This window comes from Pseudonocardia ailaonensis (assembly GCF_039531635.1).
Classification (GTDB): domain Bacteria; phylum Actinomycetota; class Actinomycetes; order Mycobacteriales; family Pseudonocardiaceae; genus Pseudonocardia; species Pseudonocardia ailaonensis.
Window position 1 is genome coordinate 258,300 of the sequence record NZ_BAAAQK010000003.1, and the last position, 14,936, is coordinate 273,235.

At 74.1% G+C, this 14,936-nt stretch carries 14 protein-coding genes and 1 riboswitch; of the genes, 8 read left to right on the forward strand and 6 right to left on the reverse strand.

Features of this window, described 5'->3' with window-relative positions; translation table 11 throughout:
• Positions 1–279 precede the first annotated feature (279 nt).
• The 4 genes from ABD324_RS04040 to ABD324_RS04055 all read left to right on the forward strand — a co-directional run bounded on the left by ABD324_RS04040 (position 280) and on the right by ABD324_RS04055 (position 4,943).
• Entirely contained in the window at positions 280–1,413 is a 1,134-nt protein-coding gene (locus ABD324_RS04040) for a winged helix DNA-binding domain-containing protein (RefSeq protein WP_344412453.1), read from the forward strand.
• A gap of 178 nt (positions 1,414–1,591) precedes the next feature.
• Positions 1,592–2,911, forward strand: a complete 1,320-nt coding sequence (locus tag ABD324_RS04045; RefSeq protein ID WP_344412455.1) for a hemolysin family protein — start codon at positions 1,592–1,594, stop codon at positions 2,909–2,911.
• Positions 2,901–3,947 (forward strand): hemolysin family protein, encoded by a 1,047-nt coding sequence (locus ABD324_RS04050; RefSeq protein WP_344412457.1) that lies wholly within the window; start codon positions 2,901–2,903, stop codon positions 3,945–3,947. The genes ABD324_RS04045 and ABD324_RS04050 overlap by 11 nt, the downstream gene beginning before the upstream one ends.
• A 159-nt stretch (positions 3,948–4,106) precedes the next feature.
• Positions 4,107–4,943 carry a 3-methyladenine DNA glycosylase gene (locus ABD324_RS04055; protein ID WP_344413396.1) on the forward strand — a complete coding sequence of 279 codons (837 nt, stop codon included), beginning with the start codon at positions 4,107–4,109 and terminating at the stop codon, positions 4,941–4,943.
• Between the two features lie 92 nt (positions 4,944–5,035).
• On the opposite strand, the gene gcvP is transcribed toward ABD324_RS04055, so the two are convergent.
• Positions 5,036–7,894, reverse strand: coding sequence for an aminomethyl-transferring glycine dehydrogenase (gene gcvP / locus ABD324_RS04060; RefSeq protein ID WP_344412459.1), 2,859 nt, complete (start codon positions 7,892–7,894; stop codon positions 5,036–5,038).
• A 143-nt stretch (positions 7,895–8,037) separates the two neighbouring features.
• Positions 8,038–8,135: riboswitch (glycine riboswitch) on the reverse strand.
• A 79-nt stretch (positions 8,136–8,214) separates the two neighbouring features.
• Here gcvP and ABD324_RS04065 point away from each other — a divergent pair.
• Positions 8,215–8,511: a YiaA/YiaB family inner membrane protein gene (locus tag ABD324_RS04065; RefSeq protein ID WP_344412461.1), complete on the forward strand. Its 297-nt coding sequence runs from the start codon at positions 8,215–8,217 to the stop codon at positions 8,509–8,511.
• Positions 8,512–8,655: 144 nt separating this feature from the next.
• Complete coding sequence (locus ABD324_RS04070) at positions 8,656–9,537, forward strand: DUF559 domain-containing protein (RefSeq protein WP_344413399.1); 882 nt, start codon at positions 8,656–8,658, stop codon at positions 9,535–9,537.
• A gap of 303 nt (positions 9,538–9,840) precedes the next feature.
• Here the strand turns inward: ABD324_RS04070 and ABD324_RS04075 are convergent, their stop codons facing one another.
• The 5 genes from ABD324_RS04075 to clsA form a co-directional block, all read right to left on the reverse strand.
• On the reverse strand, positions 9,841–10,416 hold the full coding sequence (locus ABD324_RS04075; RefSeq protein ID WP_344412463.1) for a MerR family transcriptional regulator: 576 nt from the start codon (positions 10,414–10,416) through the stop codon (positions 9,841–9,843).
• A 161-nt stretch (positions 10,417–10,577) separates the two neighbouring features.
• Positions 10,578–11,054 carry a bifunctional nuclease family protein gene (locus ABD324_RS04080; RefSeq protein WP_344412465.1) on the reverse strand — a complete coding sequence of 159 codons (477 nt, stop codon included), beginning with the start codon at positions 11,052–11,054 and terminating at the stop codon, positions 10,578–10,580.
• Positions 11,055–11,175: 121 nt separating this feature from the next.
• Positions 11,176–11,625 carry a glycogen accumulation regulator GarA gene (gene garA, locus ABD324_RS04085; RefSeq protein ID WP_344412467.1) on the reverse strand — a complete coding sequence of 150 codons (450 nt, stop codon included), beginning with the start codon at positions 11,623–11,625 and terminating at the stop codon, positions 11,176–11,178.
• A 113-nt stretch (positions 11,626–11,738) separates the two neighbouring features.
• Positions 11,739–12,146, reverse strand: coding sequence for a glycine cleavage system protein GcvH (gcvH, locus tag ABD324_RS04090; protein WP_344412469.1), 408 nt, complete (start codon positions 12,144–12,146; stop codon positions 11,739–11,741).
• A gap of 9 nt (positions 12,147–12,155) precedes the next feature.
• A complete protein-coding gene (gene clsA, locus ABD324_RS04095; protein ID WP_344412471.1) occupies positions 12,156–12,782 on the reverse strand; it encodes a cardiolipin synthase ClsA in 627 nt (208 codons plus the stop codon).
• Between the two features lie 52 nt (positions 12,783–12,834).
• On the opposite strand from clsA, the gene ABD324_RS04100 reads away from it, so the two are divergent.
• Complete coding sequence (locus ABD324_RS04100; RefSeq protein ID WP_344412473.1) at positions 12,835–13,335, forward strand: OsmC family protein; 501 nt, start codon at positions 12,835–12,837, stop codon at positions 13,333–13,335.
• Positions 13,332–14,903, forward strand: coding sequence for an acetolactate synthase large subunit (locus tag ABD324_RS04105; RefSeq protein ID WP_344412475.1), 1,572 nt, complete (start codon positions 13,332–13,334; stop codon positions 14,901–14,903). Before ABD324_RS04100 ends, ABD324_RS04105 begins: the two co-directional genes overlap by 4 nt.
• Positions 14,904–14,936 lie beyond the last annotated feature (33 nt).

Below are 14,936 nucleotides of genomic sequence, written 5' to 3' on the forward strand. Positions count from 1 at the left end.
TGGAAGTCGGGATCCGTGCCGGCGGCGCCGTACGGCCCGTGCAGCGCGGTCACGGCGCCGTGCCCCGGCCGGTCACCCGCCGGTGCACCCGGGGTGGGAGGGGCCCGGGCCGCCGTTGCCCGTCGTGTCCCGTCGACATGGTCGTTCAACCTAGACGCCGTGCGCGCGCCTGACCCCCCGACGTGGGACGGGCCACTCCGCCGTGATCGTCGAGCGGTGGGCCGGGCGGGTCGGGCGTGCGTCCCGGAACTGTCGGGGGTGTGCGGCAGCATGTCCGCCATGTCCGCCATGGCCGGTTCCGCCGCCCCGATCCTGCACCGCGGTCGCGTCCTCGCGTGGCGGGCGGCCGCCCTCGGCCTGGCCGCCCGGGCCGGCGGGCTCGCCGATCTCGCGGTGCTGCGGCTGGGGATCCAGGACTCGCCGCCGGGGTCGCTGCGCGTCGCGCTGGCGGCGCGGCTCGAGGAACCGCCGGCGGATCCGGGCGCGGGCTACGCGGTGGTCTGGTCGCACCGCGGCGCCCCGCACCTGCATCCCGCGGGCGATCTCCCGGCCCTGGCGACGGCGTGCTGGCCGGCGTCGGAGGCGGACGCGGCGGCCCGGCTCGGGTGGCAGCGGGCCCGGCTGGCGGAGGTCGGCATGGCCTCCCGGCGGGCGATCCGCACGGTCGCGGAGGCGGTGGGGCAGGTGCTGGCGGGCGGCCCGCGGGTGAAGGGCGAGCTCAGCGCGGAGATCACGGCGATCGTCCCGGCGCCGCTCTCGCCCTACTGCCGCCCCTGCGGCACCCACCACGTCGCGGAGCAGCTGTTGCGGCTGGCCGGGCTGCCCGGCGGGGCGCGGCTGCGGCCGGGGACGAAACCGGTGGTGGCCGAGGCGGTGGAGGGGTGGGCCGGGCCTCCGGAGGAAGGCGATCCGGCGCCGGTCGTCGCCGCCTACCTGGAGTTCTTCGGGCCCGCCGCGGCGGGGGACCTGGCGTCGTTCGTCGGCACCTCGGTCACGGCGCTGCGGCCGGCCCTGCCGGACGACCTGGTCGAGGTCACCGTGGACGGCCGGGCCGCCCTGTGCCCGCCCGGGCTGGTGGACGCGCTGTCCGCGGCACCGGAGCCCGCGGGCGTCGTGCGGTTGGTCCCGCCGTCGGACCCCTTCCTGCAGGCGCGGGACCGGGAGACGCTCGTGCCGGACCCGGCGCGGCGCAAGGAGGTCTGGCGCTCCATCGGCCCGCCCGGCGCCGTGCTGGTCGACGGCGAGGTGGCCGGCACCTGGCGTACGCAGCAGCGGGGGAAGACCCTGGAGATCACCGTCGACGCGTTCCGCGCCCTCACCGGAGCCGAACGCGGGGCGGTCGGCGAGGAGGCGGAGCGGATCGGTGCGGTCCGCGGGGCCGGGTCCGTGCGGGTGCGGGACGGGGAGCCGTGAGGGACGCGCGGATGCGGGGGTGAGCAGGCGCACTCCGGGGCCCGTCCACCGGGCGGGGCGCCGCGGCCCGGTCCTAGACTCGCCCGATCTCAGCCTCTCGTGATCCCGACCCGTCCGACGCCGATCCGCCAGGAGATCCCGTGCCGCCCGGTGCACCCCCGCTCGGCGAGGGACGGCGATGAGCGTGCTGCTCTCCGTGCTGGGCCTGCTCGCAGTGGTCGCGCTCACGGCGGGCACCGCGGCCTCGGTCGCGTCGGAGTTCTCCCTGACCGCGCTGGAGCGCAGCCAGGTCGACGCGCACGTCGCGGAGGTGGGCGACCGGCGCGCCCGCGCCGTGCAGCGCGCCCATCGCTCGCTGTCGTTCCAGCTGTCGGGCAGCCAGCTCGGGATCACCGTCACCACGCTGGCCACGGGCTACATCGCCGAGCCTGCCATCGCCGAGCTGATCCGGCCGGCGCTGGAGTCCTTCGGCGTGTCCGCCGGTGTGTCCGCGGGCGCGGCCACGATCACGTCGCTGGTGATCGCCACCACCGTGTCGATGGTGTTCGGGGAGCTCGTGCCCAAGAACATCGCGATCGCGCGCCCGCTGGCCACGGCTCGGGCCGTCGTGTGGTTGCAGAGCGGGTTCGCCCGCGCCTTCCGCTGGCTGATCGACCTGCTCAACCGCTCCGCCAACGCCGTCGTCCGGCGGCTCGGCGTCGAGCCCGCGGAGGAGCTGCGGTCGGCGCGCTCGCCGCACGAGCTCAGCTCGCTCGTCCGCTCCAGCGCCCAGCACGGCACGCTCGACGAGGGCACCGCGACGCTGCTCGACCGCTCGCTGCGGTTCACCGATCGGGTCGCCGAGGACCTGATGACCCCGCGCGTGCGGGTCGACACCCTGGATGCGGACGACACCGTCGCCGACCTGGTGGCGCTGGTCCGGCGCAGCGGCCACTCCCGCTTCCCGGTGCACGACGGGGACCCGGACGTCGTCCTCGGGCTCGTGCACGTCAAGCAGGCGTTCGGGGCCGCGCCGGGCACCACGATGCGCGAGCTCGCGCTGCCCGCCGAGACCGTCCCCGAGTCCCTCGACGGGGACGAGCTGCTCTCCCGCCTGCGTGAGTCCGGGCTCCAGACCGCCGTCGTCGTCGACGAGTACGGCGGGACGGCCGGGTTGGTCACGCTGGAGGACCTGATCGAGGAGATCGTCGGGGACGTCCGGGACGAGCACGACCGCGCCGAGCAGGCCAGGGTGCGGCCGCTGGGCCGGGACAGCTGGCTCGTCTCCGGGCTCATGCGGGCGGACGAGGTCGCCGACGCCACGGGCTTCCACATGCCCGAGGGCGAGTACGAGACGCTGGCCGGCCTGGTCGTCGACCAGCTCGGCCGGATCCCCGCGGTGGGGGACGACGTGACCGTGCACGGCTGGCGGATCACCGTGATGCGCCGGGACCGCAACCGGGTGGCCGAGCTGCGCCTGGCCCGGCCGACCGAGGAGGTGCTCCCCGGTGGGCGGTGACCTCCTCGCGCTCCTGTTCGCGATCCTCCTGCTGCTGGCCAACGCCTTCTTCGTGAGCGCCGAGTTCGCGCTGATCAGCGCCCGCAAGGACCGGCTCGAGGCGATGGCCGAGAGCGGCACCGCGGGCGCCCGCACGGTGCTGCGGGCCAGTGCGGACCTGTCCCGGATGCTCGCGGCCTCCCAGCTCGGCATCACGATCAGCTCGCTGCTGCTGGGCCGGCTCGGCGAGCCGGCGGTCGCGCACTTCATCGAGGCGCCGCTGACCTGGGTGGGCGCGCCCGAGGCGGTGCTGCACCCGATCGCCTTCGCGTTCTCCCTGGCCGTGGTGTCGGTGGCGCACATCCTGCTGGGCGAGATGGTGCCCAAGAACATCTCGATCGCCGGCCCGGAGCGGGCGGCCATCCTGCTGGTGCCGCCGTTCCTCGTGTTCACGGCGGTGATGCGGCCCTTCATCGAGCTGTTCAACCTGATGGCCAACGGCGTGCTGCGGCTGCTGCGGATCGAGCCGAAGGACGAGCTGGAGAGCGCGTTCACCTCCGGCGAGCTGTCCGAGATGATCGCGGACTCGCGGCGCGAGGGCCTGCTCGACGACGAGGAGTCCACCCGGCTCTCCCGCACCCTGCGCTCGGCCGAGGCCACCGTGGCGGACGTGCTGGTGCGCCCGGACGATCTCGTCTCCCTGCCCGTGCAGCCCCGCGTCGGGGACGTGAGCCGGGCGGTGGAGCAGACCGGGTTCTCCCGCTTCCCGCTCCGCGCCCCGGACGGCCGGTTCACCGGGTACCTGCACGTCAAGGACGTCCTCGACGTGATCGACGATCCGGAGGCGATCATCCCGGCGGCCCGGGTCCGGGGCCTGCCCGAGGTCCCCGCCGACGCCCGGCTCGACGAGGCGGTCGCCGCGCTGCGCACCACTCGTGCCCACCTCGCCCGCGCCGTCGACCGCCTCGGCGCGACGGTCGGGATGATCGCGATGGAGGACCTCATCGAGCACTACGTCGGCACCGTCCGCGACGCCACCCACACCCGCGACGACTGACCCCCGCGAGTCGGCACTTTCCGTAGGCCGAACCAGACATCTGCGACGTCGGGCGGACGGGCGTCCCGACCCCGAACCTTCCCGCGTACGGTTTCCCGCGTGATCGAGGAGCTGGCGGAGCCCGTGTGGCGGGCCCGTGCCGCCGCCCACCGCTCACGGATGGAGCGCTGGACCCTCCCCCACCGCGAGCGCAGCCGGCTGCGCGAGGCGCACCCCGTTCACGACTTCCTCTTCACCTACTACTCGCTGCGCCCGGCTCAGCTGGAGCAGTGGCAGCCCGGACCCGGCGTGCGGCTCCTCGGCGACGCCGGGGAGTTCCCCGAGCGGCTCGGCTACCGCCCCGACGGGGACGGGATCGTCCTCGACCCGGCTCTGCTGCCCGAACGCGTGCGCCGCACGGCCGGGTTCGTCCACGGCCTGGTCGCGTCCACCGCCGCCCGCCCGGCGCGGTACGGGTGCTTCGGCCTCCACGAGTGGGCCATGGTCTACCGCACCGACCGCCCGCGCCACGACGCCGTGCCGCTCCGCCTGGGATCCACGGGTACCGACGCCGTCGTCGAGTCGATGCAGGTCACCTGCACCCATCACGACGCGTTCCGGTTCTTCACCGCCGCCGCCCGGCCCCTGAACGCCCTGCAGCCGGCTCGCGAGGACCAGGCCGAGCTGGAGCAGCCGGGCTGCCTCCACGCCACCATGGACCTCTACAAGTGGGCGTACAAGCTGCTCCCGGCCACGCCCGCCGAGCTCCTCGGGGGCTGCTTCGCGCTGGCGAGCGAGGTCCGGGAGCTCGACATGCGCGCCAGCCCCTACGACCTCGCCGCCCACGGCTACGATCCCGTCCGGATCGAGACCCCGGCCGGCCGCGCCGACTACGCCAGGGCCCAGCAGGCCTTCGCCGAGCGCGCCGCCCCCCTCCGCACCCGCCTGCTCGCCCTCTGCGCAGCCCTGTCCGAGCCGGCGGCCGTCCCTTCCTGCGCACCAGCGCGCACCGCCTGACCGGGCCCGCGGCACGTCCCTGTCGGCGACACCGACGCCAGCCACCTCGTGAGTGGCGATAGTCGTCATGGCGACTATCGCCGCTCACGGGATCAGCTGCTGTACGCCTCGATGGGCGGGCAGGAGCAGACGAGGTTGCGGTCGCCGTGGGCCTGGTCGATCCGGCGCACGGGCGGCCACACCTTGCGGTCGTGCACCCCCGGCGTACTGCCCGTCGGGTAGGCCGCGAGGTCGCGGGAGTACGGGTGGTCCCATTTGTCCACCAGGCTGGCGGCGGTGTGCGGCGCCCCGCGCAGCGGGTTGTCCTCCACCGGCCACTCCCCCGCCTGCACCCGCGCGATCTCCGCGCGGATGCCGATCATGGCGTCGACGAAGCGGTCGATCTCGGCGAGGTCCTCGCTCTCGGTCGGCTCGACCATCAGCGTGCCCGCCACCGGGAAGGACATCGTCGGCGCGTGGAGGCCGTAGTCCGCGAGCCGCTTCGCGACGTCGTCGACGGTCACGCCGGACTCCTTGGTGATCCCCCGCAGGTCGAGGATGCACTCGTGGGCCACCGCACCGTCCCGGCCCGCGTAGAGCACCGGGTAGTGCTCGCCGAGGCGCGCGGCGACGTAGTTGGCCGCCGCGACGGCCGTCAGGGTCGCGCGCCGCAGGCCGTCGACACCCATCATGCGGATGTAGGCCCACGAGATCGGCAGCACGCCCGGGCTGCCGAAGGGCGCCGCGGAGACCGCCCCGACCACTCCGCGACCCGGCAGGAACGGCGCCAGGTGCTCGGCGACCGCCACCGGCCCGACACCCGGCCCGCCGCCGCCGTGTGGGATGCAGAAGGTCTTGTGCAGGTTGAGGTGCGAGACGTCGCCGCCGAACGCCCCCGGGCGGGCCAGCCCGACCAGCGCGTTGAGGTTGGCGCCGTCGACGTAGACCTGGCCGCCGGCCTCGTGCACGGCGTCGCAGACCGCCCGCACCTCGGTCTCGTACACGCCGTGGGTGGACGGGTAGGTGATCATCAGCGCGGCCAGCGAGTCCGCGTGCTGGGCGATCTTCGCGCGCAGGTCGTCGAGGTCGACGTTGCCCTCGGCGTCCGTGGCCACCACGACGACCCGCATCCCGGCCATCACCGCGGAGGCGGCGTTGGTTCCGTGGGCGCTCGACGGGATCAGGCAGACGTCGCGCTGGGCGTCGCCGCGGGAGCGGTGGTAGGCCTCGATGGCCAGCAGGCCCGCGAGCTCGCCCTGCGAACCGGCGTTGGGCTGCACCGAGACCGCCGCGTACCCGGTCAGCTCGGCCAGCCAGCGCTCGAGCTGCGCGATCATCTCGCGGGTGCCCTCGGTGTCCCGATCGGGCGCGAAGGGGTGCAGGTCCGCGAACTCCGGCCAGGTGATCGGCTCCATCTCGGCCGCCGCGTTGAGCTTCATCGTGCAGGAGCCCAGCGGGATCATCGTGCGGTCGAGCGCCAGGTCCGCGTCCGCGAGGCGGCGCAGCCAGCGCATCAGCGAGGTCTCGGAGCGGTGGTCGTGGAAGGTCGGGTGGGTGAGGAACTCCGACGTCCGCACCAGGCCGGCCGGCAGGGCGTCCTCGGTGGCCTCGTCGAGCGCCGCGACGTCGGCCTGCACCCCGAACGCGGCGAACAGGGCCTCCAGGTGCGCGACCGTCGTCAGCTCGGAGCAGGCCAGGCCCAGCTCGGTCGCCGAGATCCGGCGGACGGCGATCCCGGCGGCGTGGGCGGCGTCGGCGACCTTCCCGGCATCGGGCACCCGGGCGACCACGGTGTCGAAGAACGCGTCGTGGACGATCTCGACGCCGCCCGCCCGCAGGCCGCCGGCCAGCACGGACGCCATGCGGTGGGTGCGCCGCGCGATCCGGGTCAGGCCCTCGGGCCCGTGGTAGATCGCGTAGCAGGCGGCGACGACGGCGAGCAGCACCTGCGCGGTGCAGATGTTCGACGTGGCCTTCTCCCGGCGGATGTGCTGCTCACGGGTCTGCAGGGCGAGCCGCAGGGCCGGGTTGCCGTCGGCATCCCGGGAGACGCCGACGAGCCGGCCGGGCAGCTGCCGCGAGAACTCCTCCCGCACGGCGAGGTAGCCGGCGTGCGGGCCGCCGAAGCCGAGCGGCACGCCGAAGCGCTGCGTGGTGCCCACGGCCGCGTCCGCCCCGAGCTCGCCGGGCGGGGTGAGCAGCGTGAGACCCAGCAGGTCCGCGGCCACGGCGACGAGTGCGCCCCGTTCGTGCGCCGTCTCGATGAGCGCCGACGGATCCACGATCCGCCCCGACGCACCCGGGTACGACAGCAGGAGCCCGAAGAACTCACCGACAGGCAGCCCGGCGCCGAGGTCCGTGACCACGAGCTCGATGCCCAGCGGCTCGGCGCGCGTGCGCAGCACCTCGATGGTCTGCGGCAGGGTGTCGGCGTCGACGACGAACCGGGGGCTCTTCGCCTTCCCGGCGCGGCGAAGCATCGTCATCGCCTCGGCGGCCGCGGTGGCCTCGTCGAGCAGCGAGGCGCCCGCAACGGGCAGGCCGGTGAGGTCCGCGACCGTGGTCTGGAAGGCGAGCAGCGCCTCGAGCCGGCCCTGGCTGATCTCCGGCTGGTAGGGCGTGTAGGCCGTGTACCAGGCCGGGTTCTCCAGCACGTTGCGCAGGATCACCGGCGGCGTGACGGTGCCCGAGTAGCCCAGCCCGATCATCGGGACGGTCACGGTGTTGCGTGCGGCGAGCAGGCGCAGCTCGGCGAGCATCTCGGTCTCCGAGGCCGCGGCCGGGATCGACGTCGTCACGGTCCCGGAGTCGCGGATGCTGGGCGGCAGGGCGCGGTCCGCCAGCTGCTCCAGTGACGACAGCCCGATCGTCTCCAGCATCCGGTCCAGCTCCGCCGGGCGCGGCCCGATGTGCCGGTCGGCGAACGGGACACCGGCCTCGAGCTCGGCGAGGGACGGTCGGGGCTGGCTCACGGGACCTCCGGGGGCGCGACGGGCAGGGGCGTGCTGCCCTCCCCCTCTGTCCCTGCCCGAGTACCCGGGCGCCTGAGAGATTCACCCCGGTGATCAGGGCTTTCCCCGTCGGCGGACGCTCGCGCGTCGCTTTCCAGAGGCGTCTCGCCCACGCGGTCTCGGGTGCCTGAGAGGTTCCGGGGAGGAGTTGCTCCTTCGGCGCCCGGCCTGACCTCGGCCGGGTCTCTCCCGCGTGGGATCGGCGACTACCCGGACAGCGTAGCGCCGAGGGCCGTAGTTCCACCGAGGACCGCGCGGGGGATCACGGTCACACTTCCGCCATGAGCAGCAGCGACCGCGCCACCGAGTCCCCCACCACGGCCGCCTTCCACCTCCAGGCGGTCCTGTCGTTCGGCATCGCGCTGGCCGCGGTCGTCGTCGGCGTGATCTACATGCCCGCCGACCCCTGGGTCCGCGCCTTCCTCGCGGTCAGCGTCCTCTACGTCACGACGAGCGCCTTCACCCTCGCCAAGACCGTCCGCGACAAGCAGGAACGCACCACGGTCCTGAGCCGCGTGGACCAGGCGAGGCTGGAGAAGCTCCTGGCCGAACACGACCCCTTCCGCCCCGCCGCCTGACCCCACCCCAGCCGCGACGGCGGGCGCCGAGATGAACCTCAGGGCGATTCCGACCATGATCGAATCGCCCTCAGGTTCATCTCGGCGGTGGGTTTTCCGGAAACGCCACGGGATCGCAGCTCTCTGCCCCATGCTCGGCGGGTGATGATCACCACCGCGGTGCCGGGCTGGCCGGCCGTGTTCCGGGGCTCGTGGGCGGTCCGCGCCGGGATGGTCTCGGCCGCCCAGGTGAACGGGTCGCGGTTCGTGCGCGTCTTCCCGGACGTCTACGTGCCCGCGGGCAGCGTCCTCGATCTGGGGCTTCGCTCCCGCGCCGCCTTCCTGCTGATGCAGACGCGCGGGGTGCTCTCGGGCTACGCCGCCGCCGAGCTGCACGGGGCCGGCTGCGCCCCGACCGCGGACGTGCTGCCCGACATCACCGTGCCGGGCGGCGGCTTCCGGGCGTGCGCCGGGCTGTGGCTGCACCGCGAGAGGCTCTTCCCGGACGAGATCACCGAGGTCGACGGCATGACGGTCACGACTCCGGTCCGGACTGCCTTCGACCTGGCCCGTTGGGCGCGGGACCGGCGGGAGGCGGTGGCCGCCGTCGACCGGCTGGCGAACGAGTGCCGGTTCCGGCCTGCCGCGATCCTGCACCTCGACGATCTCCACCCCGCGATGCGCGGCTGCGCCCGGCTGGAGGAGGTGGTGGACCTCGCCGACTATCGCTCCGGCTCCCGACCGGAGTCGCTGATCCGCCAGCTCCTCGTCGACTCCGGCCTGCCGCGACCAGAGGTGCAGTGGGTGGTGCAGGATCCGGGCGCGAGGGAGGCCGTGTGGCTCGACCTGGCGTATCCCGGAGCGCTCGTCGGCATCGAGTACGAGGGCGCTCCTCACGTCGAGCCGGAGCAGGTCCTCCGCGACATCGCCCGCACGACGATGTTGACCGACCGCGGGTGGCGCATGCTCCGCTTCACCCGCGACGACCTGTTCCGCAGGCCGGAGTACGTGATCGCCACCGTAGGCCGAGCCCTCCGGTCGAGATGAACGTCAGGGCGATTCCGACCATGATCGAATCGCCCTGAGGTTCATCTCGGCGGGCGAGACCGCGCTGTGCAGACCGCGCTGTGCAGACCGCGCTGTGCAGACCGCGCTGTGCAGACCGCGCTGTGCAGACCGCGCTGTGTAGACCGCGCTGTGTAGACCGCGCTGTGTAGACCGCGCTGTGTAGACCGCGCTGTGTAGACCGCGCTGTGTAGACCGCGCTGTGTAGACCGCGCTGTGTAGACCGCGCTGTGTAGACCGCGCTGACGGCGCCGCGCCGGCGAACCGGCGCTGACGGTGTAGGGGTCAGGAGATGGCGCGGCGGGCGCGGCGCTTGGAGAGCTCGTCCTCCGGGGACTCGTCGACCGTGCCTCCGTCGGCGCGCTCGACCGGGAAGTCCTTGATGCTCCCGCTGATCTCGCGCATCGCGCCCGAGACCGCGATGCCGAAGACGCCCTGGCCGCCCTGGAGCAGGTCCACGACCTCCTCCGGGCTGGTGCACTCGTAGACGGTCGTGCCGTCGGAGAACAGCGTGATCTGGGCGAGGTCGCGGATGCCGCGGCGGCGCAGGTGCTCCACGGCCACCCGGATGTTCTGCAGGGAGACCCCGGCGTCGAGCAGTCGCTTGACCACCTTCAGGACGAGGACGTCCTTGAAGGAGTAGAGCCGCTGCGAGCCGGAGCCGGCGGCACTGCGGATCGACGGCACGACCAGGCCGGTGCGGGCCCAGTAGTCGAGCTGGCGGTAGGTGATGCCCACGACCTGGCACGCGGTGGGTCCCCGGAAGCCGACGAGCTGGTCCGGCAGACCGTCGAGACCTTCTCCGACCAGCGGGTCCGGGAAGAGCTCGCCCTGCTCGGGCCCGTCGGACACGTCGTCCACGGAACTCCCTCCCGCCGGCCGGGGTGGAACCCCGACGACCCTCTCACGCACTGACAGACCAGACGGTAAGCGGACGTGCGCCGACGGTCAACGCGCCACGCCGCCGCACGCCCGGCCCGGCCGGGCGTGTCGGCGAACGACCGTATCCACGGCCCGGATTCTCAGCCCGGCTGGGCGCCCCGGAAGTCCTCCGGCGAGACGGAGTCGAGGAACTCGCGGAACTTCTCGACCTCGTCCTCCTGCTCGTCCGGGATGACCAGCCCCGCCTCGGCGAGCACACTCTCGTCCGCGTGGATCGGCACGCCGATCCGCAGCGCGAGCGCCACCGAGTCGCTGGGCCGGGCGGACACCGTCACCCCGCCGTCGAAGACCAGCTCGGCGTAGAAGGTGCCCTCCTGCAGGTCCGTGATCCGCACCTGCTCCAGCCGCCGCCCGAGTGCGCCGATCACGTCCTTCAGCAGGTCGTGCGTCAACGGGCGGGCGGGCTTGACCCCCTGCTGCTCGAGGGCGATCGCGGTGGCCTCGACCGACCCGATCCAGATCGGCAGGTAGCGGTCGCCCTGCGTCTCCCGCAACAGGAGGATGGGCTGGTTGGCGGGCAGTTCGACCCTGACTCCCACGACGCGCATCTCGCTCATGCGCCCGCCTCCTCATCCTGGGGTCCGACTACCTCGACGCTACACGCGCGCCCCGACGTTCGCGCGCCTCCGGACGGGCGTCGGGCCGGTGTGTCCCGCCCCGGGCCGCCCGGTTCCGGGCTCAGCCCCCTGCGGTCTCGACCGGGCCCGTGAGGAAGACCAGCCGGAACTTGCCGATCTGCACCTCGTCGCCGTTGGCGAGCACCGCGGTGTCCACCGGCTCCCGGTTCACGTAGGTGCCGTTGAGGCTGCCCACGTCGACCACGACGAACTCGCCGGAGTCCCGGCGGAACTCGGCGTGCCGCCGGGAGACGGTGACGTCGTCCAGGAAGATGTCGCTGTCCGGGTGCCGGCCCGCGCTCGTGGTCGGCCGGTCGAGCAGGAACCGCGAGCCGGCGTTGGGGCCGCGGCGCACGACCAGCAGCGCCGAGCCGGGCGGCAGCCCGTCGACCCCCGAGACCGGCTGTTCCTGCGCGGGCGGCTCGACGTCCGCCAGGAAGTCCGCGCGGAAGACCGACGTGGTCTCCGGGGAACGCTCCGGCGGCACGCCGGGCCCGTCGTTGGTGGTCACCTCGGGGTCTCCTCCTGCGGTGGTGCTGGCCTGATCTCGTGCCCGGTCCGATGCCCCGGGCGATGCGGCGAACCTATCGTGCCGACGGCCCGCGCGTGTGGTGCGGGGAGTGCTCAGGAGCCGTCGACGAGCTGCTGGTAGGAGGCCGCGTCGAGCAGCGCCTCCACGGCCTCCGCCGCGCCCTCGCCGAGCTCCAGCTCGACCATCCACCCGTCCGTGTAGGGGGCGGAGTTCACCAGCTCGGGGGTGGCGTCGAGCGCCTCGTTGACGGCGACGACGGTGCCCGCGAGGGGCGCGTAGATGTCCGACACCGACTTCGTGGACTCGACCTCACCCACCGCGTCGCCCGCGGTGAACTCGGCGCCGACGGCCGGCAGCTGGACGAACACGACGTCCCCGAGCTGGCTCTGCGCGTGGTCGGTGACCCCGACGCGCACCCGGCCGCCCTCGAGTGAGCGCACCCACTCGTGGGCCTCGGTGTACTTCAGGTCACCCGGGGTAATGGTCTGCTCGGCGCTCACCGGGGCAGCCTAGCGGGAGGTCCGGGGGTCTTCCTCCGGCAGGGCGGCTGCCCGCCCGGCCCGCATCGCCAGCACGAACTGGGCCAGGTAGAGCAGCCCGGACCAGAGGTAGAGCGCCACCCCCCAGGCCGCGAACGCGTACCCGAACGGCCGGGCGAGATCGCCCCAGAACCCGGTCGAGGTACCGAGCAGCAGCAGCGGGAAGGCGTAGAGCAGCAGGAACGTGGCGGCCTTGCCGAGGTAGGTCACCGGGAAGGGGCCGTAGCCGAAGCGCCGCAGGACCGTGACGCACACGCCGAGCACCAGGTCCCGCGCCACGAGCACGATCACGACCCACCACGGCACGACCTCGCGGACACCCAGCGCGACCAGGGCGGCGAGGATGTAGAGCCGGTCGACGGCGGGATCGAGCAGCGCCCCGAGCCGGGAGTACTGGTCCAGCAGCCGGGCGAGCTTGCCGTCCGCCCAGTCCGTGATCCCGCCGACGGCGAGCACGAGGATGGCCCAGCCGTCCGCCCGCGGCCCGAGCAGCAGCCAGAGGAACAGCGGCACGCCCGCCAGCCGCAGCAGGCTGAGCAGGTTGGGAACGGTCAGTATCCGCTGTTCCCGGGCCGCCTCCGACACATCTCCTGGCACGACGGGAGAGTACCGGTGGTGATCGCGGGGCCCGGAGGGCGACGATGGGGCGATGGACGCGAGCACCCTCAAGGACATCCAGACCCCGCTGAAACAGCAGTACCGGGACGATCCGGGCTCCGCGCTCGTCACCCTCCACGCGGACGGCGAGCTCGACGGCAGCGGCGTCGCCTGCCGGGTCCGCACCGCGACCGCACTGGCCGAGGCCGGCCTGCACCCCGCGACCGGTGGCGACGGCACCCAGCTCTGCTCCGGCGACATGCTGCTGGAGGCCCTGGTCGCCTGCGCGGGGGTCACCCTGCGGGCGGTGGCGACGTCGATGGGGCTCGACGTGTCCGGCACCGTGCGGGCCGAGGGCGATCTCGACTTCCGGGGCACCCTCGGCGTCGACAAGGAGGCCCCGGTCGGGTTCCGGGAGATCCGGCTGTCCTTCGCGCTCGACACCTCCGCCACCGAGGACCAGGTCGCGAGCCTCATCAAGCTCACCGAGCGGTACTGCGTGGTCCTCCAGACCATCAAGGGAAACCCGAGCACCTCGGTGACCGTGGCATGACCACCGGGGCCCGGGTCCTGCTCCGCACCCTGCTCGACGGCGGCGTGGACGTCTGTTTCGCCAACCCCGGCACGTCCGAGATGCACCTGGTGGCGGCGCTCGACGCCGAGCCGGCGATGCGGGCGGTGCTCACGCTCTTCGAGGGGGTGGCGACGGGCGCGGCGGACGGCTACGCGCGAATGGCCGACCGACCCGCGGCGACCCTGTTGCACCTGGGCCCGGGCCTGGCCAACGGCCTCGCCAACCTGCACAACGCCCGGCGCGCCGGCACCCCGATGGTCACCGTCGTGGGCGACCACGCGCTGGACCACAAGCCCCTCGACGCCCCGCTCGAGTCGGACATCGACGCCCTGGCCGGCACCGTGTCCGTCCGGGTGCACCGCTCGACCGCGCCCGAGGAGCTCGGCGCGGACACCGCGGACGCGATCGCGGCGGCCGCCGGCGGCATCTCCACCCTGCTGGTCCCCGCGGACGTCTCCTGGGCGGAGGGCGACTGGCCCGTCGGCACCGTGGCGGAGCCCGCCCCACCGGGCCGCGGCGCCCTGGACGCCGACGGTCTCGAGTCCGCCGCCAAGGCGCTCTGGTCGGGGGAGCCCTGCACGCTGCTGATCGGCGGCACGGCCTGCCGGGAGCGCGGGCTCGTCGCCGCCCATCGCATCGCCCTGGCCACCGGCGCCCGCCTGCTGGCGGAGACCTTCCCGCCGCGGATCGAGCGCGGCGCGGGCCTCCCCCCGCTCACCCGGCTCGCCTACCTCGGCGACGCCGCGGCCCACCAGCTCTCCGGCTCCCGGCACGTCGTGCTGGCCGGCGCCCCCTCCCCCGTCACCTTCTTCGGCTATCCCGGCAAGCGCGGCGATCTCGTGCCCGAGGGTGCCGCGGTGCACCGCATCGCGGAGCAGGGGGCGTACGGCGCCGTGGCCCTGGAGGCGCTGGCCGATCTCGTGGCCGCCGACGTCGCCCCCGACGACGTGCCCCGCGCCGCCCTCGCCCGCCCGGAGATCCCCGACGGGGAGCTGACCGTGGTCACCGCGGCCGCCGTGATCGGTGCCGAGCTGCCGGAGGGCGCGATCGTCGTCGACGAGGCGATCACGTCGAGCCTCGGCCTGCCGGACGCGACGGCCGGCTCCCCGCGGCACGACTGGCTGACGCTGACGGGCGGCGCGATCGGCTTCGGCCTGCCCGTGGCCACCGGCGCGGCCGTCGCCTGCCCGGACCGGCCGGTCTGGGCGCTGCAGGCGGACGGCAGCGCGATGTACACGATCTCCGCGCTCTGGACCCACGCCCGCGAGAACCTCGACATCACCACCGTGCTGTTCGACAACGGCGCGTACGCGATCCTGCGGGCCGAGCTCCTCGGCGTGGGGGCGCAGCTGTCGCCGGACTCTCCCGCCCGGAGCCTGCTCGATCTCGGGAACCCGCGGCTGGACTTCGCCGCGCTGGCCACCGGGATGGGCGTCCCGGCCGAGCGGGCGACGACCCCGGCCGAGCTCGCCGGGGCCCTCCGCCGGGCGGCCTCGGAACCCGGCCCGCACCTGGTCGTCGCCGCCGTGCCGCCGCTCGTCCCCTGAACCGTGCCGCTGGGCCTGCCACTCGTCGCGGAC

What these genes read in the sequence shown, in the direction of transcription:
- ABD324_RS04070 (WP_344413399.1), top strand. Translation starts at nt 8,656, where the DNA reads ATGATCACCACCGCGGTGCCGGGCTGGCCGGCCGTGTTCCGGGGCTCG.
- ABD324_RS04045 (WP_344412455.1), top strand. Translation starts at nt 1,592, where the DNA reads ATGAGCGTGCTGCTCTCCGTGCTGGGCCTGCTCGCAGTGGTCGCGCTC.
- ABD324_RS04065 (WP_344412461.1), top strand. Translation starts at nt 8,215, where the DNA reads ATGAGCAGCAGCGACCGCGCCACCGAGTCCCCCACCACGGCCGCCTTC.
- ABD324_RS04100 (WP_344412473.1), top strand. Translation starts at nt 12,835, where the DNA reads ATGGACGCGAGCACCCTCAAGGACATCCAGACCCCGCTGAAACAGCAG.
- ABD324_RS04080 (WP_344412465.1), bottom strand. Translation starts at nt 11,054, where the DNA reads ATGAGCGAGATGCGCGTCGTGGGAGTCAGGGTCGAACTGCCCGCCAAC.
- ABD324_RS04105 (WP_344412475.1), top strand. Translation starts at nt 13,332, where the DNA reads ATGACCACCGGGGCCCGGGTCCTGCTCCGCACCCTGCTCGACGGCGGC.
- ABD324_RS04040 (WP_344412453.1), top strand. Translation starts at nt 280, where the DNA reads ATGTCCGCCATGGCCGGTTCCGCCGCCCCGATCCTGCACCGCGGTCGC.
- ABD324_RS04055 (WP_344413396.1), top strand. Translation starts at nt 4,107, where the DNA reads ATGGAGCGCTGGACCCTCCCCCACCGCGAGCGCAGCCGGCTGCGCGAG.